A 23,024-nucleotide genomic window follows, 5' to 3' on the forward strand; every position below is an offset into this window, starting at 1 on the left:
CTTTTTTTGAACATCAATGGAACAGGAAATGATTGAAGGGCAGATGTATGCATCTGCTCTTTTTTCATGGGTGCGAACTGCTTTTTATTGAAAATTAGAAAATGGGCTTTACAGTAATAGAATACCAGTGTACTATGTAACTAACACACCGTTACAGAAAGGAGAGACACGATATGGCTATGGAATTTGACAATAACTTGCCGATTTATTTGCAGATTATGCAGCATATCAAAAAACAAATCGTGACCGGAAAACTCAAGGCCGGCGACAAGATTCCTTCGGTTCGCGAGCTTGCGGCGGAATTGCAGATTAATCCCAATACCGTGCAGCGCACGTTCCAGGAGCTTGAGCGGGAAGAAGTGGTGGAAACCAGGCGCGGACTGGGCAGATACGTGACTAGCGAGGAGGCGAAAATCATGACGATCAAAAAAGAGATGGCCGGCGAACTGTTGGAGCGGTTCCTGACCGGCATGCAGGAGCTTGGCATCGAAGATCGGGATATTGTGGCCATTGTGGCGGACGCCGTTGCCGAAGGGCAGCAGGGAAAGGGAGGAACTGGACATGAGCAGCATTCTTGAACTAAGCAATGTCAGCAAAAACTATGGCAGCAAAAGGGCGCTTCGCGATGTTTCGCTGCGCATTGAACCCGGCAAGATCGTCGGTTTGTTGGGCAGCAATGGCAGCGGCAAAAGTACGCTGATGAAGCTGGCTGCAGGTCTGCTGCATCCGAGCAGCGGAACGATTGAGATCAACGGCAGGCCCGTTGGACTGGAAACGAAAACCTTGGTGTCGTTTATGCCGGATCGGCCCTTGACCGAAAGCTGGATGAAGGTGCGTGATGCCGTGGCTTATTTCCGGGATTTCTTTCCGGATTTTGATGAAGCAAAGGCCCGTGAAATGCTTGCTTTCATGAAGCTTGATGCCGGGGAACGGGTACGCAATCTGTCCAAAGGCATGAATGAACGCCTGCAGCTGACCTTGGCGCTTTCCCGAAAAGCACATCTTTACTTGCTCGATGAGCCGATCGCAGGCGTGGACCCGGTGGCCCGTGGCAAAATACTGGATGCCATCGTCAAGTTCTACGACGAAGATAGCAGTCTGATCATATCGACGCATCTTGTCAGTGATATCGAACGGATCTTCGATGAGGTTGTATTTATACGTGAAGGCGAAATGTTAATGAAGGAAGAGGTGGAGACACTTCGTCTCCAGCACGGGAAAAGCGTGGATGACATGTTCAAGGAGGTATATGCGGAATGATGACATTGCTGAAATACGATTTTAGAAAAAACCTCAACAGGTTGCTTGCCTCGCTCGTGGTATTGGCCGCGATTCAGGTTGCCATGGCGCTTTTCTTCCCAGCGCAGCAGGAGATTTTGGCGGTATTCAGTTATGTTGGCGTGGGCGTAGCCATCTTCATCAAAGTCATCCGCACCTATCTGTCCAACCTGAGATCGTACAGTCGAAGGCTTGTACCGGTACATGGATTGTCCCACGTCCTGTCACCGTTGTTGTTCGGCACGATATGCGGACTGGTTTTGCTTGGTTTGGCCGCCATTCATTTCTATATTTATAAAGCAGCGCACGGTACGCCAGGCCTCGGCTACTTTATTGAAATGATGGGATTTGGGCCTTCGAAGGTGGCCGCGATTATCCTTTTTGCTTGGTGGGTCGCGATGTTCATGGCCATTACGATTTTCCTGTCCATTTCCATTGCAGGGGCGTTCCGCTGGAAAACCGGCCCTTGGATCGGCATTCTTGCGTTTTTCGTGTTAACCAACGTGGTTTCGTGGCTGGATAACATCATTTTCTCGGGACGGATCAATCCGATGGATGTTTTCGTTGTAACGGAAAGCAGCAGCGAAATTTCCATTGTCTCCACGAATTTTGGCTGGGATTCGATGGTGTGGGGCCATATCGTCTTTGAAGTGGCGTTGGCTGCCATCTTTGTGGGTGTGACGGTTTATCTTAACCATCGGAGGGTGGAAGCCTGAGTGAATGAAACCATTCCCTCTCTTATACGTAAAAAATGATATATTGTCTTTTTTGGCAGAAATTTTAATTTTGTCGCATAAGGAGGGGGATCATGGAACTTTACTTCAGGGATAACTTCTTCAATGCCGGTTATACGGAGATCATGAATCATGCACAGGAACAGGCCGGTTATTTGGATCTGAAAAGCGCATGGGGTTCATCGCTGGATGTTTATGACCGATCCGGCCTGGCGTGCAGCGGGAAATTCCGCATGCTCAGCAACCGATGGGAGATCGATCGCGCGGATGGGTACCCGCTCGGCGTGCTGAGGGCCAGATTCAGCTTCTTCAGCAAAAAGTACGAATACGATGCCGGGCAGCGCGGCATATACGAAGTGAGTGCGCCTGCATTTTCCCAGGATTACGAGATCGCGGGCACGGATGGAAGCGTGGTTGCGCGCTTTCAGCGAACGAGTGGATGGTTCAGTTCGGGCGCTTTTATGCTAAGCAATACATCCGATCAGCTCGATAGCTATGAATTGGTCGCCGTAGTCATGGGCGTACATGCTATCAACAAAATACGTAACTCGGCCGCATCCAGCAGCAGTACGTAGCATCATAGCGTATTTACGGAGCGGCCATGAAGAAAAGCCCTGGCATAGAGCAGGGCTTTTTGGCATGTTTTCCGTTCGGTATGGAGAGCGGGCTGAGCCTTCCCAAGGATATGCTAAACGCTGCCGCTGATTTCCTTTTTTTCAATGGAGCTGTTGTTCATGCCCCTGGATTTCCTATCCTTTTCATTGCCGATCTCCTCCATGTCACTTTCGGCATACCGAGCCAAAACTTTGGCTGCCGTTTCGGACATGCGTCCACGTAAGACCTCATCCTCGATGATGCGTACGCGTTTGCCCAGAAAGCGCATTTTGGATAGGACATAATCGATTTCGCCGCGAGGCACGCTAAGCTCAATCCGATATGTTTGTGTAGGCTCATCGTACGTGACTTGTTTCTCGAAGCAGGAGAAGGCGTACAGAATACGCGACAATTCGGAGTTGTATTCAGGCAGCACTTCAATGGTGATGCTTGTTTTTCGGCGGTCGGTCAACAGGGCAATCTGCCTGTCGTAGCGGCCGATATCTTCAGGGTTCAACTCCACGGGCTCTATGGCCACGATGCTGTGCAGTTTGGTAGCCATCAGTTTGCGATAACGCGGAGCGTACCACAGGACATACCATTCCTTTTTGACCATGGAATATTCGAGGCGATACGGGTATCCCAGCTGATCATGGCTGACGCACCCGTGACGCACCCGGCCTGTCAGCCGGAAGCCCTGCCGCTTCAGCAGCATCTCGCGCAGCGGTTTCAACAGCGGATGATGGACGCTGGCTTCCTCGCTTTTTGCTTTTTCGGTCAAATACTCGCCAAGCTGCATGTCTTGCTCCCCGTCCAGCATGTGCACCAGCTTCTCGCGTGTCTGCGGGGTCAGCGCGCCTTGCGCCGACGGGTGATCCAGCATCATGCGAAGCCAGGCGCGTTCCTGCGCCGTCCAGGTAAACAGTCCGGTTTCATTCAGCTTCGTCATCATCTGGTAATTGAACATTTTCTCGAACAGGTTCATAATACGCCGCAATCTCCTTCCATTCCTGGATCATTTCCTGCCGCAGCCTGCGCGGCTCCAACACTTCGCAGCTGGAACCGAAGCTGCGCAGCCATGGCTTGATTTCCGTTGTGCCGTTGACCTGGATTTCGTAGAGGAAAGATTCGTCCGTTTCCGGCGTGATCGTTCCCCATTGTCCTTGCAGCCGAACGCGATCCAGTATGAAATTGCGTTCGTTGTGCAAAGGATGGAAGAAACGTACCTTTACCGTCACCGGTTGGCCCGTGTCCACAAGCCAGCTATAGCGGCTAAGTTCTGCCCATTCCTGCTTCAGCCGACTCATGTATTTTTCCTCGATGTCATCCTGTTCCTCCAGTTGGGTAATGCCTTCCATCCGGAATTTGACGAATCTGCGTCTTCCCTGATAGCCGATGACATACCATCGTCCGTACTGGTGGTCGTATACAATCTCCAGCGGGATGATGCGATTGAGCCGCCCGCCCGATTCGCGCTCGAACAACGGATTTGTATTCTGCGAGCTGTAACTGGACGGTTTTTTGGGCGAGTAGTATATGAACTGTACCCTTTTGCGCTCCCGGATGGCAGCAAGGAGAGGATACAAATGGGCTTCGTCGAGAATGCGCGAGTAATAATGATACTTGTAAATGAACGGGTCCATCGCTTCTTCTTGCGGATAACTCGCGGCAATGGCCTTTTTGAGACTGTCGCGCAGCAGGTAGCCCTGTACCGACGGAACCTGAGTATTCGCCATAATATCCACAAAATCGTACAGCTCCAGTTGTTCCTCTGCCGTCAGTTCCGTCAGCGCGTCCTGTTCCAGCTTGTAGCGATATGGCCTGCCGCCGGGCTGCTTGCGAATGACCCCGACTTCTTCCAGGTATTTCAGGTCGGAACGGATCGTTTTTTCGTCGGGCAGCGCCATGTCTTCAGGCATTCCCTCGCAGCAAGTATCCAGCAGCTCCATGGCAGTAAGCGGTTCATCCTGAAGGGCATGCAAAATAACGGATAAGCGCTGTACCTCGGTTTCTTTCATCGATTTGGCCCGGTACAGAAACAGCAACAGAGGCTCTGCGGAATCCCCGTATTGGAACCGGATGAGGTCTGCTATTTCGACTCCTTGTTCAGGCGCGCTTTGCTGCTCTGCGACGGTTTGCACGATTTCCTTTAAACGGCGGGTCGTTTTGTCGAACGTATGTATAGATATGCCAAGTCTCTCTGCGTATTGCTTGCGGCTGTAAGCCCCGTTTGTCAGCGAGAGCATGCGAAGAAACTGGATTTCCTTGTCAAAGCTTTCTTTGGCCATGCGTTTCACTCCCCAATGGCTGATGTCGGGTGGGGCCGACCCGAATGCCCGACGTTGCCTGTTTGCTGCTGTTGTCAGATGTGTATCCTCTATTGTAACAGGCTTCCCGGCATGTTTCATGAAGGAGTGCCCATATTGGAAATATTGAAACTGCATTAATCAATCACACTAGGCCACTACGAGTGCAGTACCATCTTCCGATCGCTGTTATCCCCAGATTTTTTTGAATCCCCCTTTTCTAAGGGAAAAATCCGGTGATAAAGGCGAACGCTTCGCTTCTTCAGATTGGTTCTGCCTCTTCGTTAACGTGTGTATGTTTTTACAGTTTATATAGATGCATTTAACGGACATCTCGCCATACTTTCGCCATGTTCCCTCACGCGCACGCGAGGCATAATGAAGAGGAAGAGCCAGTGAACGATGAACCATTGAAGCACGAACCATTGAAGCACGAACCATGGTGCGGAAGGAGTTGAACAAGATGAACATGAACATTCAAGAAGAGATGAAACACACGATACGGCAGGAACTGGAGCGAATCGAACGGGACGAGCAGGTGAAAATCATCTATGCCTGCGAATCAGGCAGCCGTGCATGGGGTTTTCCCTCGCAGGACAGCGACTACGATGTGCGTTTCTTATACGTCAGGCCTTTGGAATGGTATCTCTCTATCGAAGAACAGAGGGATGTGATCGAAGTTCCGATCAGCGATCAGCTCGACATCAATGGCTGGGATTTGCGCAAAGCGTTGAAACTGTTCCGCAAGTCAAACCCGCCGCTGCTGGAATGGCTGCAATCCCCGATCCAATACGATGAACGGTATAGCGCAGCCGAACGTATTCGTGGGTTGTCGCCGCTTACCTTTTCGCCAAAGTCATGCATGTACCATTACCTGAACATGGCCAAAGGGAATTTTCGCGATTACTTGCAGGGCGAACGCGTCAAGATCAAAAAGTATTTTTACGTGCTGCGGCCATTGCTGGCCTGCGGTTGGATCGAACGCCACAATACGATGCCGCCGATGGAATTTGGGCAGCTCGTAGAAGAGTTAATTCCGGCAGACACGCTTTTATACTCCGAAATTACAGAGTTGTTGCGGCGAAAGAAATCCGGCGACGAGCTTGATCTGGAGCCCCAGCTGCCGGCCATTCACGCTTTTCTGAAGGAACGGATTGCGTGGTATGAACAGCGTGCAGCTGCCATGGCCCATGAAACGGTCGTCGATGTTGCCGAGCTGGATCGTATCTTCCGTGCCGCGCTGGATGAGGTATGGGCAGCATCGGAGTAAATTCGAGTGGTACATCAATTTATGGCAAGGAGGCCAATTTGAATGCATCTCATGATCAGGGCTAGCGGAGACGGCGCGGGTGCCGTTTCGCATTTGCTCGCCAAACATCCGCAGAACGTCTATGATCGGACGGACAAAGGCGTTCGCGTCAGAATGGTGTATACCAGGGACGAAGAAAACGATACAGAAGTGTTGATTCATGCCGAGCCGGACCCGGTGGATTTGGTTAAAGGCACGCCGGAAGGCTACGATATCACGCAATATATCAATGACCGGGAGTTTGTGACGAGCAGCTTGTTTTGCTCCTACATTCGCTCTGCACTCGGAACTGCATTAAACGGCAAACCGAAGGAGCCTTATCTGCAGTGGGTGGAGCATCCGTTTGACCTGGAGCTGACCTTTGGCCCGGTTGCCTCGGATCTGCCGGATAACGTGGTGGAAGCCTTGTTTTCCCATGTCGGGTATGAGGTGTCCGTGGAGCGCGGCGAGTTATCCTATGCGTTCGAGTTGAAAAAAAGAAGCACGGTGCGCCGCATTTCCCTGCGCGGGAAAGCGACGGTACAGAATGCCCTGCGCCAGTTGTTCGTACTGATTCCGGTGTTGGACGATTACAAGCACTATTTCATCGGAGAGGACGAAATCGATAAGCTGAGACGATACGGCAGCGGGTGGTTGGACGAACATCCGTTGAAGGAACTGATCGTGCGCCGCGCGTTGAGGTTCTCCGATCTGATCCGGCAGTATGAACGAGTTGCCGGGCCAATTTCGGCAGTGCGTGCAGTAGAGCAGGAGGAGGAAGGCCCAGACATGGAAAGCCCGGACATGGAATCACCCCAAGAGCGGCCTGTTCGCTTGAACGAGCTGCGCTACCGGACGATTGTCGATATGGTGGCCGAGCTTCCGGCACGCAAGCGCATCGTGGACATGGGTGCCGGGGAAGGCAAGCTGTCTGCGCGGCTGGCCTATATGGCCGGCGTGGAATCCATTCTGGCCGTGGAACCTTCCGGACAGTCCCGCCTGCGAGCCATGGAACGCTTCGCGAAGCTGGAGGAGCGCAGGGATGTCGTCGCTTTGCCGGAGGCCGTGATTGGATCCCTGTTTTATTTTGACGAACAACTGCAAGACCAGGACGTCATGATATTGTGCGAAGTCATCGAGCATGTCGAGGAGTATCGCCTTAGCGGCATCATGGAGATGCTCTTGCATGATTATCGGCCTAAAGCGCTTATCGTAACAACGCCGAATCGAGAGTATAATGCTGTCTACGAAATGGAGCAGGGGAGCATGCGGCATCACGATCACCGATTCGAGTGGAGCCGGGCTGAGCTGGCCGAACGCTGCAAGGCATGGACACGGCATAGCGGATACACCTACGACATCCGGGGAATCGGGGAAGAAGCAGCCGGTTTCGGGGAACCGACACAGTTGGTGATCTTCACGCAAGGAAAGGAGCGGAACGCATGAAAGAGGATCGGAACACACATGTCCTGAAGAAGGAAAGAGGGACAGACAAAGATACAAACAAGGATCAAGCTGACGCAAAATCAGTGGATAGGGCACATCACCGCGTGGTTCGCATGCCGCATGCGGGCATCGTCGTGCTGGTCGGGCCATCGGGCAGCGGCAAGACGACGCTGCTGCGGCGGCTCGTTGCCGAAGGTGCCCTTCTGTCTACCGAGGCGGTATCTTCCGACCAGTTCCGCATGCTGATCGGAGACGACGAATACGTGGATTGGCGGAACCGTCCGCGCAGTGAAGCCGACGTCATTTACGCGGAATATCAGCAGGTATCGGCGAAGGCGTTTGAAGCACTGGAGTCGCATGTCGGCATGCGCTGCCGTTTGAACAAGCTGACGTGGATCGATGCCACGCATCTGTATCCGGAGGACCGTCAACGCTTGGTGGATATTGCCCGCAAGGCGCATGTGCCGGTTATTGCCGTTGTGCTGGACATTCCGGAACAGGAATTGCTGGCGCGTGATGCCGGAAGGGAACATCCGCGCGGACGCCAACGGATCAAGCAGCAGGTGCAGCAATTCAAACGCACGCAGCGCGGAGTTCGCGAAGACGGCTTTGATGCGGTGTATGTCTTGAAGCAGCCGGACGATATTGCGTTTGTCCGGGGAGAGAACCCGTTGATGGTCGACATCGGCACAGGAATCGATATCATTGGCGACATCCACGGCTGTTACGACGAAATGATGGAGCTGATCGAAAAGCTCGGTTATGTAAATCGCGACGGGGATGGGCTGTTTCGCCATCCGGAAGGCCGCAAGCTGGTCTCGGTAGGCGATGTTACGAGTCGTGGACCGAAGTCTCTTGCCAGCCTGATGTTCTGGCACCAACATTGTGCCGCAGGACTTGCTTACATGGTGGACAGCAACCATGGCTGGAAGATCGCGCGTTATCTGGATGGGCGCAACGTCACGCTTGGCCATGGCGACGAATTGGTCGAGCAGGAATTGCGCCGGTTTGAAGAAGAGCGCGGCGAAGAAGTGGCTCGCCAATTCAAAGACGCATTGAAGCATTTTTTGCAGGAGGCTCCCTCGCATCTCGTATTCACTCGAAACGGCATCAGGCAAGTGGTTGTTGCCCACGCAGGCATTCGGGATCACTTTATCGGCAAACAGTCGGCGCGCATCCAGGATTACTGCCGGTACGGCGACGTGGAGGGTACGGACGCTGCGGGTCGGCCGATGCGCAAGGATTGGTACGTGGACCACAAATCCGGCGAGTGCATCGTGTGGGGCCATGATCCGAGGCCTTACCCCACCATCGTGAACGACACGGTGAACATCGATCAGGGCGTGGTATTCGGCGGCATGCTGACCGCATGGAGGATGCCTGAGCGGCAAGCCGTCAGCGTTCCCGCGCGGCAGGATTACGCGGGGGACCCGGACAGCCCGCTGCGGCGCTGGGAACGGCGGCGGTTCGCCGCGCCGAATCTGCGCAAGTTCACGGAAGGCTTCGCGGTTCAGACGGGCTCGCGGATGAATGTCTCTATTAACGGGGAGCAGGCGAGAGCCGCGATCGATACGTTCTCGCATTTTACCGTACCGCTCGAAGAATTGGTGTATGTGCCGCCTACGATGAGCCCGCCGCCCGGAACCTGCTCCGTCGATGGGTATCTGGAGCATCCACGCGACGCATTTCAGTATTACCGGGCACAGGGAGTGACCCGCATGGTAGCCGAGAAAAAACATATGGGCAGCCGGGCAGTGCTCCTTCTATTCCGGGATGAAGCGGCAGGGCTGCAATGGGTGGGAAGGCCGATGCTGGGCAATATCGTGACGCGGTCAGGCAGATCCTTCTTCGACCCGGAGACGGAACGCGAGGTGCTGTCCCGATTGCATGCGGATCTTCGGGCGAACGGTTACTTTGAACGGCACTCCACCGAGTTTGTGCTGTTGGACGCCGAAATCGTGCCATGGAACCTGAAAGCGCGTGAGTTAATTTCGTCCCAATATGCCCACGTGGCCGAGGCGGCGATGATGGATCGGGACGTATTGCTGGATCAGTTGGGCAAAGCGCTGGCTGCCGGACGGCATGTGGAAGACTGGCTCCGGGAAACGGAGAGAAAACGCGAAAATGCGGGGCTGTTCCGTGACGTGTTCCAGAAATACTGTTGGGACGTGAAGGATCTAAACGATATCGCGATAGCTCCATTTCATGTGTTAGCGCATAGCACCGGAACGTTCTGGGAGAAGTCGCACGAGTGGCATATGGAGCAGGGACGCGAACTGGCCGGAATGTCTTCGCTGATCGGAGAGACGGAGTATCGCGTCATTACGAACGAAGCCGAGGAAGAGGAAGCTGTCCGCTGGTGGGAGGAAATGACGGCAGAGGGGCATGAGGGAATCGTGGTCAAACCGGACAGGTTCCGTGCTTGGAACGGCGACAACATGATCCAGCCTGCGATCAAAGTAAGGGGGCGTTCCTACCTGCACATCATCTATGGCATGGATTATCTGGCCCCCGACAATCTGGAACGTCTTCGCAAACGAAGAACGTCCAGAAAGGAGCGTCATGCGCTGATGGAAAGCGCGCTGGGCATGGAAGCGATCGACCGCTTTGTTCGCCGTGAGCCTGTAGAACGCATTCACGAGTGTATATTGGCAGCGCTGGCGCTCGAATCCGAGCGGATCGATCCGCGATTGTAGCGGATGCAGGCAAATTTATGGGAAAGGGGCCTTGCAAGCTTGCCTTTTTCTTCATGTGATGATTTTCCGGAATGCTGTTTGATAATCACTGTTTTTTTGAGATTGATTCCCGTTGTTCAAAGGTCTTCATCGTCGGATAAACCTGGTTATATTCGTTGATTTGGCGCGAGAGAGGAAGGGAAAACGATGTTCAAAGTGGTGGAAAACGAGTTGGAACTGGTCATGTTTAATGGGATCTGGACTACGGTTTGGGCCGAGAAAGGGTATGAACTGGAATACTCGAAACAATTTCTGGAAAGATATGTTGTCATCACGGAGGAGGGACGCTACGTCGGGACGGCGGAAATCAAGCCCTTTTCCCGAGAAAGTTATATCAATGAAATATGTGATTTCCAAGATCATCCGCTGATCGCCAATGGTTCCGGGGCGGTTGCCGAAATTGACAAGCTGGCCGTGTTATCCTCGCACCGCGGGCCTTATGTTGCCGAACTGTTGTCGGCCGCCGTACAGTTTGCGGAATTTCACCGGTTGAATTGCTTTGTTGCGCTATTGGAACCGATGCTGATCCGAGCGCTGCGAATTTCGTACCATGTTCCCGTAGAGAGGCTTGCGGACCGGATTTTGTACAAAGGGGGGGATGTCATTCCCGCGATTGTTCATGCCGAGGAGGTGTACACTCATCGCAGCCGTTATTCGTGGTTGATTTCTTAAGGCGGACGGCAGGATGAATGGATTCATGTTGAGCGATTGTTTATAAGGAAACCGTTCCAGAGGACGGATCGCCATCCAATCATAGGGACGTTGGTCCGGTTGTGGAAAGGCGAGACCGGGATATTCCGGATACCCAAACGAACCAAAGCCCTATATGATTACCCCCTGATCTGGGAGATAATGATAATGAGCATGTTTTTATTGAAATCTCAGTTAGTAACGATAGGGGGTAACCTGCATGGCATCCATGATTCTGCTGGTCAAACAGGCGGAGGACGATGAGAAGGTTATTTATCGATTCGGGCCGGATGAGCGCAAGATGGGACTTATCGAAATGAATAAGATCAAAGAAAGCGTCAAGGAATTGGAGCCGGTCCGGGTCGAGGGCGTCAATTCAAGCTTTTATTTCAATCGGGCAGCGCAGCGGCTGGTTCGGTATTTGTTTAGGGAAGGCGGGAATTTTCCCGATCGAACGACGTTTGAGTCCTGATTCTTTGCGGCAGGGCGATCACTTCCTTGCAGCTGCCATGTTTTTTGTACACGATCATGAGAAGTTCACATGGATCCTTCGAGGGTTACATGTGAACTTTTTTGCGTTTTTACGCATGTTTGGAATTTGTTTAGAACGGGTTTGTTAAAGTGGGGTTATTGAACTAATAAAATTCAGGACTAAGGTAGTGTTTTCATGATCTGTCATCCTGCTGAATAGTAGGAATGACCTTCATGAACCTCCGATCTGTTGTCGAAGGGAGACAATATTTGTGAACAAGTGGCTTCTGCGTACGACGCTGAGCGTAACCCTGCTCAGTCAGCTTCAGGTGCCTTTTGCTTCCGCGCAAGCGTCGGATCTGCTCTTTTCCGACATTCATCAGGCATCCAATTGGTCATTGGATTCGATTGCCTATTTGAATGAAAAGGGCATTACCCACGGATACGATGACGGAACGTACAAACCGCGCAAACCCATCACCCGCCAGGAAGTGGCCGAACTGCTTGTGCGCGCGCTGCAGCTTCCAACGAGTGCATCGTCGGTAACATTGCCTTCAGACGTTCGTCCGTCCAGTTGGTCTGCCGACAGCATTCAGCGTGTGCTGAACCAGGGACTGATGGGGCGTCCCGATGAGCCTTTTCGTCCTACGGACGTCGTTACCCGGGAAGAGCTGCTGTCGATTTTTGTGCAAGCAACCGGAGCGAAGGGGGGAGGAACGACTGCGCTGCCTGAAGGTGAAGTAAGCTCTCCCGAGCGTAAACAAAGCATTGAAACGTCTCTGGAGCTTGGTTTGCTGCAAGGGGACGGTCGCAAGCTGGATTTGAACAAACCGACGGAACGGCAAGAAATCGCGGTCTTTTTGACTCGTTTGATGGATGCCCTTCAGGAACCGCAAAACCGTGAATTGGAGCTGACGTTCGTAAACGAAAGCATCGTTCGCATCGGTGCCTTCCAATATCCGGTGACGGATGACATGAAGGCACTCTTTACCGCAGGCAACAAAGAGCTGCTTTCCGGTTCGACATTAAAGGTAAAGCTGACCTCCGGTTTCAAGATTCAGGAGATCGTGGATTTGACCGTGCCTGCCTCCAAAAGCAATTTGACCCTCGATGGCGGCGGTCTCCGCGTTTCCGGCAATATCACGATTTTGGGAGACCACATCAAGCTCCAGCATTTGACCGTTGCCGGCAAAATCGTCGCCGGCGGAGCACCTAAAACGTCATTGGAGCTGCACGACGTGACGTCGAATCAACTGGAGCTTGCCACGGCTTCCCAGCTGAGCTTGACAGGAAATTCTTCAATTCAATCTTTGACGGTGAGCCAGACTGCCGTTGACGGATCTTCGATCGTGTTGAAAGAAACCGGCGAGATTAACGACATTATCGTTCCGGACAAACGGCTTGTGCCGAACCTGGTCAAGGATTATGGCATTAACCAGGGCAAAATTCAGCTCATTAATGGACAACCCCGGGAAACGCAAACCGCTGCTTCCGGCGGATCGGGCACCAGTAGCAGTTCTGGAAGCAGCAGTTCCGGGAGCGATAGCAATTCCTCGGCCCCGGTAATCCCAACGATTAACAAAATACAAGAGGTCGACAAAGCGTACGTGCTTCCTGCTCAAGTGTCCGTGCGTTTGGACGGCAACACGACGGTAAACCGGACAGTGGCCTGGACCGCGCCTGAAGGCGTGCAAATTACGGATGGTGCGGTTCACATCAAAGTGCCGGGAGTATACGTATTTTCGGGCAAGGTGGAAGGGGTAGCGGAGAAGGCTCAGCTGAAGCTGGATGTCAGGCTGCCGTTGAAGCTGACGATCGGGAACGAGAACTCCAACATCGTTGTGACAACGCCAGGCGAAGCCAAGACCATCACTTTCACATCGGAGCCTCTCCTTGAAGTGGCCAACAACGTTGAGCATATAAGCTACCTGTTCCAATGGACGGATGAGAACGGCGAACCTTCCAGTCAAGCGAAGTTTATTCGTGCGGAAGGGTATGAGTACGAGAAGCTGGGGAACGGCTGGCTGCTTACCAAAACAGACGATTCTCCGACGACTTCCAAAGAAACGTTGTCCCTTCAAGTGGAATTTGGCGAACCGGGCACCTACAGCGTGAAGATTACTGCCGTTAAGCATGAACATCATGAATACTAAAGGAGTGTTAATTCAATGAAAACGACCAGATTTGTAAAGGTTTTGTTGCTTTCCTCGGCATTATTGATGATGGCTGCCCCTACGTATGCTGCTTCATCCCAAAAGGTGTCCAATACGGTTTCGGCCACATTCACGGTCAAACCCGTGACACCTAGCTTTGTGCTGAAATGGGTCGGCGATGATGAATTGTTGGACACACTTTCGCCTCAAACTGTTAATAGCGGGGACAGCAGGAATGTAACCGTTCGCGCGATCACCTCTCAAGTTTATACAAACGTTGAATTGAAGTTCACCATAACTCGTACCGACGGTACAACCATGCAGAATGGTGACGTGGAACTGGCCGAGTACGTTGAAGATTCCCTTGGAAATGCTGAAACAGGAAATGTGAATGGAATCGGAGATCTGGTGATTTTCTCTGATTTTTACCCTTCGATTTCTACGCCAGGCCAAGATTTCAAGTATAATCTGAAATTCAACACTGCTGGCGAGTATGTGATCAAAGTTGTAGCCATAAAAGTTCCTTCTTAAAGGTAAAAACCGATTCAAATCATATACCGTGTGAACATCGAATTCACCGTCAAATCATGAAAAAGGAGATCAAATCCAATGAAAACCCCTGCATTCATAAAAGCGTTGTTGTTGTCTTCCGCCCTGTTTACCATGGTTGCCCCCGCCTATGCGGGAGCAGCGCCATACATCACTCTTTCCAACGAGATCACCGCTACGTTCAAGGTAAATGCTCCGGAAGAACCTACATACATGCTGAGCTGGATCAACTCGAGCGGCGCTGAAGTCAATGTACTCCCGACTCAAGAGGTAAACGCAGGAGAAGAGAAAGAACTGACGCTGCGTGCCACCGTGAGCCAAAATTATGACAATATTCGTTACGAGTTCAACATCACCAGAACAGAAGATAATACCTATGTGGAAACGAATGACGATGTGACTGTGTATCAAATGATCAATAATGAGGCAGTAAAATTGAATGGTTTTACACAAAACGGAGTGTTCTACGCCAGCTCCAACAAATTAGCCACAGTGACCAGCCCGTCCATGGATACTACATTCAAAGTGGTGTTTAACAAGGCCGGCAACTATAAAATAGAAGCGGCAGCCTATCAAGAAGAAGCTCGCTAATCGAAGATCCAGCGATCTGGATGCATACTTGCAATACTCAACCCAAAAACCTGTCCGGCTTTTAAATACCGGACAGGTTTTTGGGTTGAACGTTTTTGGTTTAGATCTATGAAAGGAGGATCGTAGTCGAATCCATATGCTCAGAACGTTCTTGCAAACGAGATCAGCGCAGTAATCGTGATGATGTTCAGCAAGGTGGAGATCAGCACGGTCTGAGCCGCGAAATCCGGTTCGTTGTCATATTCCTCCGCCAAAATGGAGGCGTTGACGCCGGTCGGCATGCCGGAAGCGATGATCAGCGCCTGGGCGGCGACGCCTTGCATACCCAGAAGCAGCACGATGGAGATGCCGATGGCCGGACCGATCAAGAGGCGCAAAAATGTGCTAATATACACATCAAGGCGATACAGCCTGATCGGATATTTGACGATCTGGGCACCCAGCGTCAGCAGCGCGACGGCGACCATGCTTTGCTGCGCGTACGTGAGCGGCATGGACAGGAAGGTCGGCAGCGGAACATGCCACATCTGGAATAGAAGGCCGAGCAGCAGCGCATAAGGCACGGGCATTTTCAGAAAGCCGATGATGACCGCGCGGTAATTGCCTTTGAGCTTGGCCCCTTGGATCGACAGAACGCCGAACGTAAAGGTGAGCAGCGATTGCAGCGACATGACGAGAGCCTGTATGGAAGAGGCCAGCGGATCGCCGCGGAACACGAGTGCATTGATCGGCAGCCCGTAATTGCCTGCATTGTCCAGCATGATGCTGTTGTTGAAGGCGGCTTTCATGCCTTTATTCAGTTTGAGCGCCCGGGAGACTGCTGACCCGAGAACATATAGAACGATGACGTAAATGGCGTAAAACAGCGTAACCGTCCCGAGCAGCTCGCCCGACATGTCGGAATGGTACATGCTCATGAATACGGCGGCGGGAGTGATGCAGTAAAAGTTGATTTTGGCGAGGGTGTATAAATCGAGCTTAAAGATCTTTTGCATCCAGGACCCGACTCCGATCAGGAGAAAGACGGGCAGGACAACTTCCAGTATGATGTCAAAAATCATCGAGTTCAGCTTCCTTTTTCATGGGGATTCAATCCGGTTTCGAAAAACACTTTACTCATTATATCACTTCATGCATATATCCGAGGACGCAATTTGAAAAATGAAACGGAGGGTAATTTATGGCTATTCCGGACCATCTCGATTATGGCTTGTCCATTCTGTTCATCGGTTTTAATCCAAGCCTGACGTCTGGCGAAACGGGCCATCATTACGCTTATAAAGGAAATCGTTTCTGGCGCATTCTCGAACGCTCGGGCTTGACTCCGCGTCTGTATGCACCGGAAGAGGACGGAGATCTGCTCAAGCTGGGGTATGGATTCACAAATATCGTGGCCCGCCCCACGAGAGGCGTAGAGGATATTACGCGCGAGGAGTATGCGGAGGGACGCCTCATTTTGAAACAAAAGCTGGAGGAATACCGGCCGCAAGTGGCCTGCTTCGTCGGCAAAGGCGTATACGCCCAGTACAGCAAACGCGGAAAAACGGATTGGGGATTTCAGGACGACCCGGTCGTCCCGGAAATCCATGAATTTGTTGCTCCTTCCTCCAGCGGGCTGGTACGCATGTCCATGGATGAAATCGTGGCCATTTATGCACAGCTTAGCGAGTTTGTGGCCGGGAAATAGGAAGCGAATAGCAAGCGGCATCAGTCTTTCGAATTCACCCCAAACGCACTTTTGCGGGAAAGGGTGAATTCTTTTTTTTGCCAAAGTGAGAAGTTTCAGGGGGAGAGGACGTCTATAGAGTACAGAACCATGCATGGACGCTGTAGAGAAGGGGGATACAATGACACAGCATATGCCTGAAATCCCGGAGGATGAGCTGGTTCGGCGCATTGTGGCGGGGGAGAAGCAGCTGTTTGCCATAATTGTGGACCGGTACAAAAATAAAGTGTTTGGCCTTTTGCGCGGAATGGGCGCGAGCCATCAAGATGCGCAGGATTTGGCGCAGGATGTGTTTATCCGTGTTTACCGGTATTTGGCGACCCGGCGGGAAGGCTCGAGCTTTTCGGCCTGGATCTACACGATTGCGGTGAATCGGATGCGCGATTTCATGCGGCAGCAGAAACCCGTTATGGTCGCAGATACCCTGGAACTGGTGGAGGCTGCCGAGGAGGGAACGCCCGAAAAAACGGTGCTGCAGCAGGAGATGAAACGCGAGATCGTGCAGCAGCTGGATCGATTGCCGGAAGCGTATCGCCTCGTGTTAATGCTGAAGTACACAAATGAGCTGAGTTATGAGGAGATTGCTCGCATTATGGGCATGAATCAGCTCCAGGTGCGCAATGCGCTTTATCGTGGCAAAAAAGCTCTAAGAAAACAAATGGACCGCAAGGGAGGTTTATCGATATATGAAGCCTATTCCAAGTGAAGAGGACCGGCAATGGGAGCGCGTTTTGTTTCATGAACAGCCCGAGTCGGATTTTACGCTGCGCGTCATGGAGAAGCTGGATGGGGTCTTCATCGATAAAAAGGAGCAAGGGAATCCGGTTGGAGCGCAGATCAAGCTTCCCGGGAAAAGGATGAAACGTGCAGCCGTTTCCGCAGCGGCGCTGCTGCTGCTGGTTGGCGGAGCATGGTTTGCTTGGGAGTGGGTGCAGCAGCAGCCAGCTGCGAGAAGTACGATTCATGCGGTAAATCCGCCACTCCCGGATATTCCGGTACCGGATGAATTCAGGATCAATAATATGGTCAATGATTATAAGCGCCTGCAACCGCTCGGACTGGTCGTTAATCCGAATATCCGGATTGAGGATCAGGGTTATACGCTGCAAATCGAAGAAGTGCTGGTGGATCGTTCACGGATTGTGCTGACACTTCAGGGGTCTGCACCGGATGGAAGCGGGCCCATTGATATTACACCTGACCCCAGCAGGATCCATATCACGGATGAGAAGGGAGAATCCGTAGTCTCCGAAGTAGAGGTAAATATACAAAGCTTGAAGTACAGCCAGTTTGTTTTTCAGCTGCATGATGACGTTCCGGATCGGATTGTGGTACGAGGGGAACTGAATCACCTTAATGTAGGCAATGTATATGATGCGAAGAGCCGAACGTATACCGATGAAACGGCCTATGTCGATTGGAGCTTTCAATTTGGAATCGATCTGGCCCAAGCCAAAACATATGCCGTGCAGAAGGCAATGAACGAAAGCTATGTGACGCCGGAAGGGCTTCGTTTGCAAATGAAGCAGTTGCTGCAAACGCCAACCGGAACACGTCTTGATCTGGATATAAGCCTGAACGATAAGCTTCTTGCCAAGGTGGGAGAGGGTTGGGAAAACCAAGTGGAGATTCTGTACCATCTGGAGATCCCGGCTACCCAGGAATATCGAATATTCAACGGCAGCCGAAGTGGTGCTCGTAAGGCAAAATACAGCCTTCGCGATACGACCGGACTGAGCGGGAATGGCGGCGTGCTGAAGCTGTCGGAAATGTGGGACCCCGAATTCGTCACATTAGGCGCGGGACCGATTCGTTTCGTACTGGACGGGTACACCTTGCCTGTCAAAGATGAGAAATCAATAGAGATTGATTTGGACCGGATCCGCGAGCAGCCGGTGAAATTTGAACAGTCTGGGGATGAGCTGGTGCTGAGCGACTATGGGTATGGTCACGTCCGGGTATCTGGTAACCAGCCGATAAGTGTATTAGATGATAGGGGGGATCTAATTCTTGAAGGTTCAGGCTCGTTCTGGCAGAAAGAAGCACAAGCCGATCACTGGGTCGCAGTAGACGAGCATGGCGAGCAATACACAGTGGAAATCGCCGGAACCTCTACTGCTTCTGAATATGGTGGAAAATTTGTTTCGGCGAATCTGAAGTACGTTATTCGGGGATTTTCTCAAAACAAAGGCACCAAACTGACCTTGAAGCGCACCTTGGAGACTCATGATTATCAAGACGTCGATTGGGAGGTGGAGCTTCCTTCATCGGAGCATCTGCCTTGGTTGAATCAATGAGATCGGATCATGACGATGTCTGCCGGGGATTGAATTGTGTAGATTGGTAGATAACGAGGCTCCGAATGCGTTAGGGCAGTGTCTGAGAAGCTTTGCGCGTGAAACGGATCAGGCTTTAAAGAACCTGACGCACGTTATTAAACGAATTTTCAGGGAAAGAAATTTCTTGCGAATCACAGACACGCTATTGGCGTGAAAATGAAGTTCCTGGCGCTCAAATGGCCACAATAAGGTGTCTGACGTTCGTAAGAAATTCAATTTTCCAAAATGGCCCGAATAAGATGTGTGAGGTTCGTAAGAGTCAAAATGGAGATGTAGAGACAAAGGAGCGAAAGCTTCCGGCACTGTTGTCCGGGAGAATTTCGCTCTTTTTTGTTGTTGAAGGTTCAGCATACGGCAAGTACCCATACCCCCGAGCCGAGCCCGCATGCTAGAAGCTACGCGGAGTCCCTTGGGATCAGGTTGGTGGACAGCATAATCGTTTCCCTCGGCGAACCGGGCCGCTCCATGCGGCGCTGCAGCGATTCGATTGCACGCTGCCCCAGCTCTTCCTTGCACAGGTGAACCGTTGTCAGGGGGGGAATCGCAGAGGCGGCCGCGTGTACGTTGTCGATGCCGAGCACACGGCAATCGCCCGGCACGGAGAAGCCCATGTCCTGCAGCTTGCGCATCCATCGCATCGCAATGTCGTCATTGACGCCAACCCAGGCGTCCGGACGCTCTGCTTCAGGCAGCCGGCGAAACTCGCGGGCCAACTGTTCAAGCCAATCGCCGTGCTCATAAGGAATGCTCCATTCGCGCAGCGCTGCGGTCACGCCATCTTGTGCTTGCGCCTGCTTGACCATCAGCTCCATGCCTATTCTGCGCTGGGCAAAGCTGGTGGCCCGGCCGTCGTCGGTGATCAGCCCGATTCGTCGGCAGCGGACGGACAGCAGGTATTGTGCGGCGGTCATGCCCGCCTCCAGGTTGTCATGGCTGACGGTGTCGCAGTTCAGGAGCGGATCATGGTGATCCACCAGAATGAGGGGGCGTCCCGTTTTCGACAGCCGCTTCATCACGGTATGCGGGAATGCACCCATGACAACGATCCCTGCGCAATGCGTCCAGTCGAGGTGCGGAGCGAGGGCTTGCTCCGGCGATAGGCGGTCATCATCGGCAGACAGTGAAGGCGAAACGATAGCATGATGCCATCCCCGTTCATCGCAGGCAGATATCATGCCGGACAGCACGCGCTGCCAATAATGCGGCTCGCTGAGATTGGATTGGTTCATGCAGATCAGGGCAAACAGCGGGCTCGGTGGCCTGTGAGGGTCTGCTCCTGCATTGGCTATCGGCGTGGACGTAATGCCTGGCGTGTGTTGGCGATATCCGAGCGTTCGGGCTAATTCGAGCACCCGTGCGCGCGTTTCTTCGCTGACTCCCGATTTGCCGCCGAGGGCACGGGATACCGCATATTTGGACAGTCCGAGCTGGTCGGCCAGCGTTTGGATGGAAATTTTTCGTGACATGGCAAGGCTCCTTCATCGAAGAAAGTGATGTGAACGGCATGAACAATTGACGGACGTGTACATACATAGTACATTACAAATATAATAACGTTATTATAATTTAACATAACAAAAATAACAATATACATCCGCTCCACCTAAAAATCCAACCTAATTCATCCCAAGGGAGACGATATCGATGGAACAGTTCAGATTACCGCAGATTGCCATGCCGCGGCTGGAGCTGCCGCATGCCGTACAAGATGTTTTGACTCAAGCGGAAGAGCGGTTGCGGGACAGGCCGCGATTGCTCCAGCAATTCCGCAACTGTTTTCCGAACACGCTGGAAACGACGACGAAGCTGCTGGACGACGGCACAACGTTTGTCATTACGGGGGACATTCCCGCGATGTGGCTGCGCGACTCGGTGGAGCAGGTGATGCACTACGTCCCGTTTGCCAAAAAGGATGCCCAGCTGCAGCGCATCATTGGCGGCTTGGTCAAACGGCATATGTTTTATGCCGAGATCGATCCGTATGCCAACGCGTTCAACGAAACGGCAAACGGCTGGCACTGGGATGCCAACGATGAGACTGAAATGTCCCCATGGGTATGGGAGCGGAAGTTTGAGCTGGATTCCCTCTGTTTTTCGATGCGGCTCGCATATGCGTATTGGCGGGAAACGGAATTGACGGACATCTTCGACGAACGCTTCAAACGGGTGATGGAAATGACGGTAAAGCTGTGGCAAACCGAGCAGCGGCATGCGGAACGGTCGCCCTATCGTTTCATGCGGCGCAATTGTCCTGCGCATGATACACTGCGCAATGAAGGGCTCGGCATGCCGGTCAATTATACCGGAATGATCTGGTCGGGTTTTCGCGCAAGCGACGATGCGTGCGATTTTCACTACAATATTCCGGCCAACATGTTTGCCGCCGTAACGTTGAAACAGATGGGAGAAATCGCAAGATGGGTATTCCGGGATGAACGGCTTGTGGGGAGGATGGCATCCTTGGAGGAGGAGATCCGGCATGGCATCGCGCTGTACGGCACCTACAACCATCCGGTATATGGCAAAATCTATGCTTATGAGACCGACGGCTACGGCAACTATTGCCTGATGGATGATGCGGGCACGCCCGGATTGATGTCCATTCCGTATTTCGGATACGTGCCGGCGGACGATCCCGTTTATCGGAATACGCGGCGGTTCATCCTCAGCAAGGACAATCCGTTTTATTTCGAAGGGAAAGCAGCCAAAGGCATCGGCAGCCCGCATACCCCCGAGGGTTATATCTGGCACATGGCACTGTCCATGCAGGGGCTTACGGCAGAGACTGACGAAGAAATGCTGGAGATGATCGGAGTGCTGGAAAGCACCGACGCAGGAACCGGGTACATGCATGAAGGTTTTGCTGCGGATGATCCGTCCACGTTTACGAGACCGTGGTTTGCCTGGTCGAACAGCCTGTTTGCCCAGCTTGTGCGCAAGGCAATGGATAAGGGGATTTTATAGCTGCGATAAAACAGGCCCACATCGCGGTGAATCCGCTGAAAGGGCCTGTTCTTTATTGTATTGAAAATCTATGCCTATACGCTGCCGAGCAGGTCAGCAATCCATACCTTTTGCCCGATGCGTGCGCTTTCCAGAGAGCCGAGCACCATGGCCATGCTGTACTGGTTGTCGCTGCAATGCGTTTCCGGCAAACGTCCGGTTTCGAGCGCGTCGAACATATCTTCCAGACAGCCGTGGTGTCCGGTTTTGTCCATGGCAGGAATCACGCCTTCAATTCGTTCGGCAGGCTGGAAAAAGGTCAGTTTCCCGTTCTCGTCCAAACGTTCCGTTACAACAGATTCTGCGTAAATCTCGTCGTGTCCGTTCCAGATGGCCGACCCTTTTTCCCCGATAACCCGCCAGGATGCTTCCCACGATGTGGGCGCGCCTTCGGCACACCATGAACCGCGGTAATTGAACACCGAGCCGTCGGACATTTCAAAAATGCATAAGGCCATGGCATGGCCCTTATACCACGAACCGGGAGGGTTGAATTCATGGCAGTAGACCGACACCGGATCGGCGCCGAGAATGAACCGGGCCTGATCGAAGGTGTGAATGGCCATGTCCAGCAGCAGCGGGCTGTCCATGATTTCACGGAAGCCGCCAAAATGCGGCCCGAGAAAGAAGTCGGCCCCGGCATAACCAACCTTGCCGATCGTGCCGTCCGCGATCAGGCTGCGATACGCCCGTATGCGCGGATCGAAGCGCCGATTCTGCATGACGGCTTGCAGTTGTCCCGTTTCGCCGGAGAGGCGCACGATATCCCGGCATTCGGAGATGGTTTCGGCCAACGGTTTCTCGCCGAACACGTGGCAGCCTTGTCGCAAGGCAGTCTTGGCAATGTTATAGTGGCTCGACGGTATCGTCACGTCGAAGACGATATTGGCTCCCGTAGCTGCAATGGCTTCGTTGATATCGGTAAACGTGGGGCAGTCCAGCCCGTGCCGCCCTGCAAGCGCAGCCGCCTGCTGCGGCTGAAGGTCCACCAGTCCGACGATGGCCGTATCCGGCCTTTGCATGGCATAGTCGACCCAGGTGCCCGACATGGCCCCACATCCCGCCACGATGACCCGGTAACGTTCGTTCATGCGATCATCTCCTTTGTTCATGATGGTTTC

At 52.7% G+C, this 23,024-nt stretch carries 21 protein-coding genes; 16 read left to right on the forward strand and 5 right to left on the reverse strand.

What is annotated here, in order from left to right:
- Positions 1 to 173: 173 nt before the first annotated feature.
- From RSX24_RS19230 to RSX24_RS19245, 4 genes are all read left to right on the forward strand, one after another.
- Positions 174 to 578, forward strand: a complete 405-nt coding sequence (locus RSX24_RS19230; RefSeq protein WP_236420166.1) for a GntR family transcriptional regulator — start codon at positions 174 to 176, stop codon at positions 576 to 578.
- Positions 562 to 1,260 carry an ABC transporter ATP-binding protein gene (locus RSX24_RS19235; RefSeq protein WP_236420165.1) on the forward strand — a complete coding sequence of 233 codons (699 nt, stop codon included), beginning with the start codon at positions 562 to 564 and terminating at the stop codon, positions 1,258 to 1,260. Before RSX24_RS19230 ends, RSX24_RS19235 begins: the two co-directional genes overlap by 17 nt.
- Positions 1,257 to 1,994 carry a hypothetical protein gene (locus RSX24_RS19240; RefSeq protein ID WP_339276427.1) on the forward strand — a complete coding sequence of 246 codons (738 nt, stop codon included), beginning with the start codon at positions 1,257 to 1,259 and terminating at the stop codon, positions 1,992 to 1,994. Before RSX24_RS19235 ends, RSX24_RS19240 begins: the two co-directional genes overlap by 4 nt.
- A 92-nt stretch (positions 1,995 to 2,086) precedes the next feature.
- Positions 2,087 to 2,587, forward strand: coding sequence for an LURP-one-related/scramblase family protein (locus tag RSX24_RS19245; protein WP_343261538.1), 501 nt, complete (start codon positions 2,087 to 2,089; stop codon positions 2,585 to 2,587).
- A 113-nt stretch (positions 2,588 to 2,700) separates the two neighbouring features.
- Here the strand turns inward: RSX24_RS19245 and RSX24_RS19250 are convergent, their stop codons facing one another.
- Positions 2,701 to 3,591 (reverse strand): WYL domain-containing protein, encoded by an 891-nt coding sequence (locus RSX24_RS19250; RefSeq protein WP_343261539.1) that lies wholly within the window; start codon positions 3,589 to 3,591, stop codon positions 2,701 to 2,703.
- Positions 3,539 to 4,894, reverse strand: coding sequence for a helix-turn-helix transcriptional regulator (locus tag RSX24_RS19255; protein ID WP_343261540.1), 1,356 nt, complete (start codon positions 4,892 to 4,894; stop codon positions 3,539 to 3,541). Before RSX24_RS19255 ends, RSX24_RS19250 begins: the two co-directional genes overlap by 53 nt.
- A 481-nt stretch (positions 4,895 to 5,375) precedes the next feature.
- On the opposite strand from RSX24_RS19255, the gene RSX24_RS19260 reads away from it, so the two are divergent.
- The 8 genes from RSX24_RS19260 to RSX24_RS19295 all read left to right on the forward strand — a co-directional run bounded on the left by RSX24_RS19260 (position 5,376) and on the right by RSX24_RS19295 (position 14,835).
- Complete coding sequence (locus RSX24_RS19260) at positions 5,376 to 6,182, forward strand: nucleotidyltransferase domain-containing protein (protein WP_343261541.1); 807 nt, start codon at positions 5,376 to 5,378, stop codon at positions 6,180 to 6,182.
- Between the two features lie 42 nt (positions 6,183 to 6,224).
- The gene (locus RSX24_RS19265) at positions 6,225 to 7,646 is read left to right on the forward strand and encodes a 3' terminal RNA ribose 2'-O-methyltransferase Hen1 (RefSeq protein ID WP_343261542.1); all 1,422 of its coding nucleotides are present in this window, start codon (positions 6,225 to 6,227) and stop codon (positions 7,644 to 7,646) included.
- A gap of 83 nt (positions 7,647 to 7,729) precedes the next feature.
- Positions 7,730 to 10,342 carry a polynucleotide kinase-phosphatase gene (locus tag RSX24_RS19270; RefSeq protein ID WP_438286861.1) on the forward strand — a complete coding sequence of 871 codons (2,613 nt, stop codon included), beginning with the start codon at positions 7,730 to 7,732 and terminating at the stop codon, positions 10,340 to 10,342.
- Between the two features lie 186 nt (positions 10,343 to 10,528).
- Positions 10,529 to 11,053: a GNAT family N-acetyltransferase gene (locus tag RSX24_RS19275; protein WP_236420158.1), complete on the forward strand. Its 525-nt coding sequence runs from the start codon at positions 10,529 to 10,531 to the stop codon at positions 11,051 to 11,053.
- 238 nt (positions 11,054 to 11,291) lie between these two features.
- Positions 11,292 to 11,543 carry an RNA-binding protein gene (locus tag RSX24_RS19280; protein WP_236420157.1) on the forward strand — a complete coding sequence of 84 codons (252 nt, stop codon included), beginning with the start codon at positions 11,292 to 11,294 and terminating at the stop codon, positions 11,541 to 11,543.
- A gap of 271 nt (positions 11,544 to 11,814) precedes the next feature.
- A complete protein-coding gene (locus RSX24_RS19285) occupies positions 11,815 to 13,695 on the forward strand; it encodes an S-layer homology domain-containing protein (protein ID WP_343261543.1) in 1,881 nt (626 codons plus the stop codon).
- Positions 13,696 to 13,710: 15 nt separating this feature from the next.
- Positions 13,711 to 14,226 (forward strand): hypothetical protein, encoded by a 516-nt coding sequence (locus tag RSX24_RS19290; RefSeq protein WP_343261544.1) that lies wholly within the window; start codon positions 13,711 to 13,713, stop codon positions 14,224 to 14,226.
- Positions 14,227 to 14,304: 78 nt separating this feature from the next.
- Positions 14,305 to 14,835, forward strand: a complete 531-nt coding sequence (locus RSX24_RS19295) for a hypothetical protein (RefSeq protein ID WP_236420154.1) — start codon at positions 14,305 to 14,307, stop codon at positions 14,833 to 14,835.
- Between the two features lie 140 nt (positions 14,836 to 14,975).
- Here RSX24_RS19295 and RSX24_RS19300 read toward each other — a convergent pair whose 3' ends face one another.
- Complete coding sequence (locus RSX24_RS19300; protein WP_236420153.1) at positions 14,976 to 15,896, reverse strand: AEC family transporter; 921 nt, start codon at positions 15,894 to 15,896, stop codon at positions 14,976 to 14,978.
- A gap of 119 nt (positions 15,897 to 16,015) precedes the next feature.
- Here RSX24_RS19300 and RSX24_RS19305 point away from each other — a divergent pair, with 119 nt between their 5' ends.
- The 3 genes from RSX24_RS19305 (at position 16,016) to RSX24_RS19315 (ending at position 18,858) form a co-directional block, all read left to right on the forward strand.
- Positions 16,016 to 16,522 (forward strand): mismatch-specific DNA-glycosylase, encoded by a 507-nt coding sequence (locus RSX24_RS19305; RefSeq protein ID WP_236420152.1) that lies wholly within the window; start codon positions 16,016 to 16,018, stop codon positions 16,520 to 16,522.
- Between the two features lie 160 nt (positions 16,523 to 16,682).
- Positions 16,683 to 17,267, forward strand: a complete 585-nt coding sequence (locus RSX24_RS19310; RefSeq protein WP_343261545.1) for an RNA polymerase sigma factor — start codon at positions 16,683 to 16,685, stop codon at positions 17,265 to 17,267.
- Complete coding sequence (locus RSX24_RS19315) at positions 17,248 to 18,858, forward strand: hypothetical protein (RefSeq protein WP_343261546.1); 1,611 nt, start codon at positions 17,248 to 17,250, stop codon at positions 18,856 to 18,858. The genes RSX24_RS19310 and RSX24_RS19315 overlap by 20 nt, the downstream gene beginning before the upstream one ends.
- A gap of 437 nt (positions 18,859 to 19,295) precedes the next feature.
- Here the strand turns inward: RSX24_RS19315 and RSX24_RS19320 are convergent, their stop codons facing one another.
- Complete coding sequence (locus RSX24_RS19320) at positions 19,296 to 20,366, reverse strand: LacI family DNA-binding transcriptional regulator (protein ID WP_343261547.1); 1,071 nt, start codon at positions 20,364 to 20,366, stop codon at positions 19,296 to 19,298.
- Between the two features lie 178 nt (positions 20,367 to 20,544).
- Between RSX24_RS19320 and RSX24_RS19325 the strand changes: the two genes are divergently transcribed.
- Positions 20,545 to 21,864 (forward strand): glycoside hydrolase family 125 protein, encoded by a 1,320-nt coding sequence (locus tag RSX24_RS19325; RefSeq protein WP_343261548.1) that lies wholly within the window; start codon positions 20,545 to 20,547, stop codon positions 21,862 to 21,864.
- 74 nt (positions 21,865 to 21,938) lie between these two features.
- On the opposite strand, the gene RSX24_RS19330 is transcribed toward RSX24_RS19325, so the two are convergent.
- On the reverse strand, positions 21,939 to 22,994 hold the full coding sequence (locus RSX24_RS19330; protein ID WP_343261549.1) for a Gfo/Idh/MocA family protein: 1,056 nt from the start codon (positions 22,992 to 22,994) through the stop codon (positions 21,939 to 21,941).
- Positions 22,995 to 23,024 lie beyond the last annotated feature (30 nt).

The sequence above is a fragment of the Paenibacillus hubeiensis genome, assembly GCF_032334105.1.
GTDB lineage: Bacteria > Bacillota > Bacilli > Paenibacillales > Paenibacillaceae > Paenibacillus > Paenibacillus hubeiensis.

Bases quoted from the DNA above. Each gene is read 5' to 3' on its own strand.
- RSX24_RS19310 (WP_343261545.1), top strand. From the start codon at position 16,683: ATGACACAGCATATGCCTGAAATCCCGGAGGATGAGCTGGTTCGGCGC.
- RSX24_RS19240 (WP_339276427.1), top strand. From the start codon at position 1,257: ATGATGACATTGCTGAAATACGATTTTAGAAAAAACCTCAACAGGTTG.
- RSX24_RS19300 (WP_236420153.1), bottom strand. From the start codon at position 15,896: ATGATTTTTGACATCATACTGGAAGTTGTCCTGCCCGTCTTTCTCCTG.
- RSX24_RS19320 (WP_343261547.1), bottom strand. From the start codon at position 20,366: ATGTCACGAAAAATTTCCATCCAAACGCTGGCCGACCAGCTCGGACTG.
- RSX24_RS19325 (WP_343261548.1), top strand. From the start codon at position 20,545: ATGGAACAGTTCAGATTACCGCAGATTGCCATGCCGCGGCTGGAGCTG.
- RSX24_RS19330 (WP_343261549.1), bottom strand. From the start codon at position 22,994: ATGAACGAACGTTACCGGGTCATCGTGGCGGGATGTGGGGCCATGTCG.
- RSX24_RS19315 (WP_343261546.1), top strand. From the start codon at position 17,248: ATGAAGCCTATTCCAAGTGAAGAGGACCGGCAATGGGAGCGCGTTTTG.
- RSX24_RS19260 (WP_343261541.1), top strand. From the start codon at position 5,376: ATGAACATGAACATTCAAGAAGAGATGAAACACACGATACGGCAGGAA.
- RSX24_RS19230 (WP_236420166.1), top strand. From the start codon at position 174: ATGGCTATGGAATTTGACAATAACTTGCCGATTTATTTGCAGATTATG.
- RSX24_RS19290 (WP_343261544.1), top strand. From the start codon at position 13,711: ATGAAAACGACCAGATTTGTAAAGGTTTTGTTGCTTTCCTCGGCATTA.
- RSX24_RS19295 (WP_236420154.1), top strand. From the start codon at position 14,305: ATGAAAACCCCTGCATTCATAAAAGCGTTGTTGTTGTCTTCCGCCCTG.
- RSX24_RS19280 (WP_236420157.1), top strand. From the start codon at position 11,292: ATGGCATCCATGATTCTGCTGGTCAAACAGGCGGAGGACGATGAGAAG.
- RSX24_RS19255 (WP_343261540.1), bottom strand. From the start codon at position 4,894: ATGGCCAAAGAAAGCTTTGACAAGGAAATCCAGTTTCTTCGCATGCTC.
- RSX24_RS19265 (WP_343261542.1), top strand. From the start codon at position 6,225: ATGCATCTCATGATCAGGGCTAGCGGAGACGGCGCGGGTGCCGTTTCG.
- RSX24_RS19305 (WP_236420152.1), top strand. From the start codon at position 16,016: ATGGCTATTCCGGACCATCTCGATTATGGCTTGTCCATTCTGTTCATC.
- RSX24_RS19250 (WP_343261539.1), bottom strand. From the start codon at position 3,591: ATGAACCTGTTCGAGAAAATGTTCAATTACCAGATGATGACGAAGCTG.
- RSX24_RS19275 (WP_236420158.1), top strand. From the start codon at position 10,529: ATGTTCAAAGTGGTGGAAAACGAGTTGGAACTGGTCATGTTTAATGGG.
- RSX24_RS19245 (WP_343261538.1), top strand. From the start codon at position 2,087: ATGGAACTTTACTTCAGGGATAACTTCTTCAATGCCGGTTATACGGAG.
- RSX24_RS19235 (WP_236420165.1), top strand. From the start codon at position 562: ATGAGCAGCATTCTTGAACTAAGCAATGTCAGCAAAAACTATGGCAGC.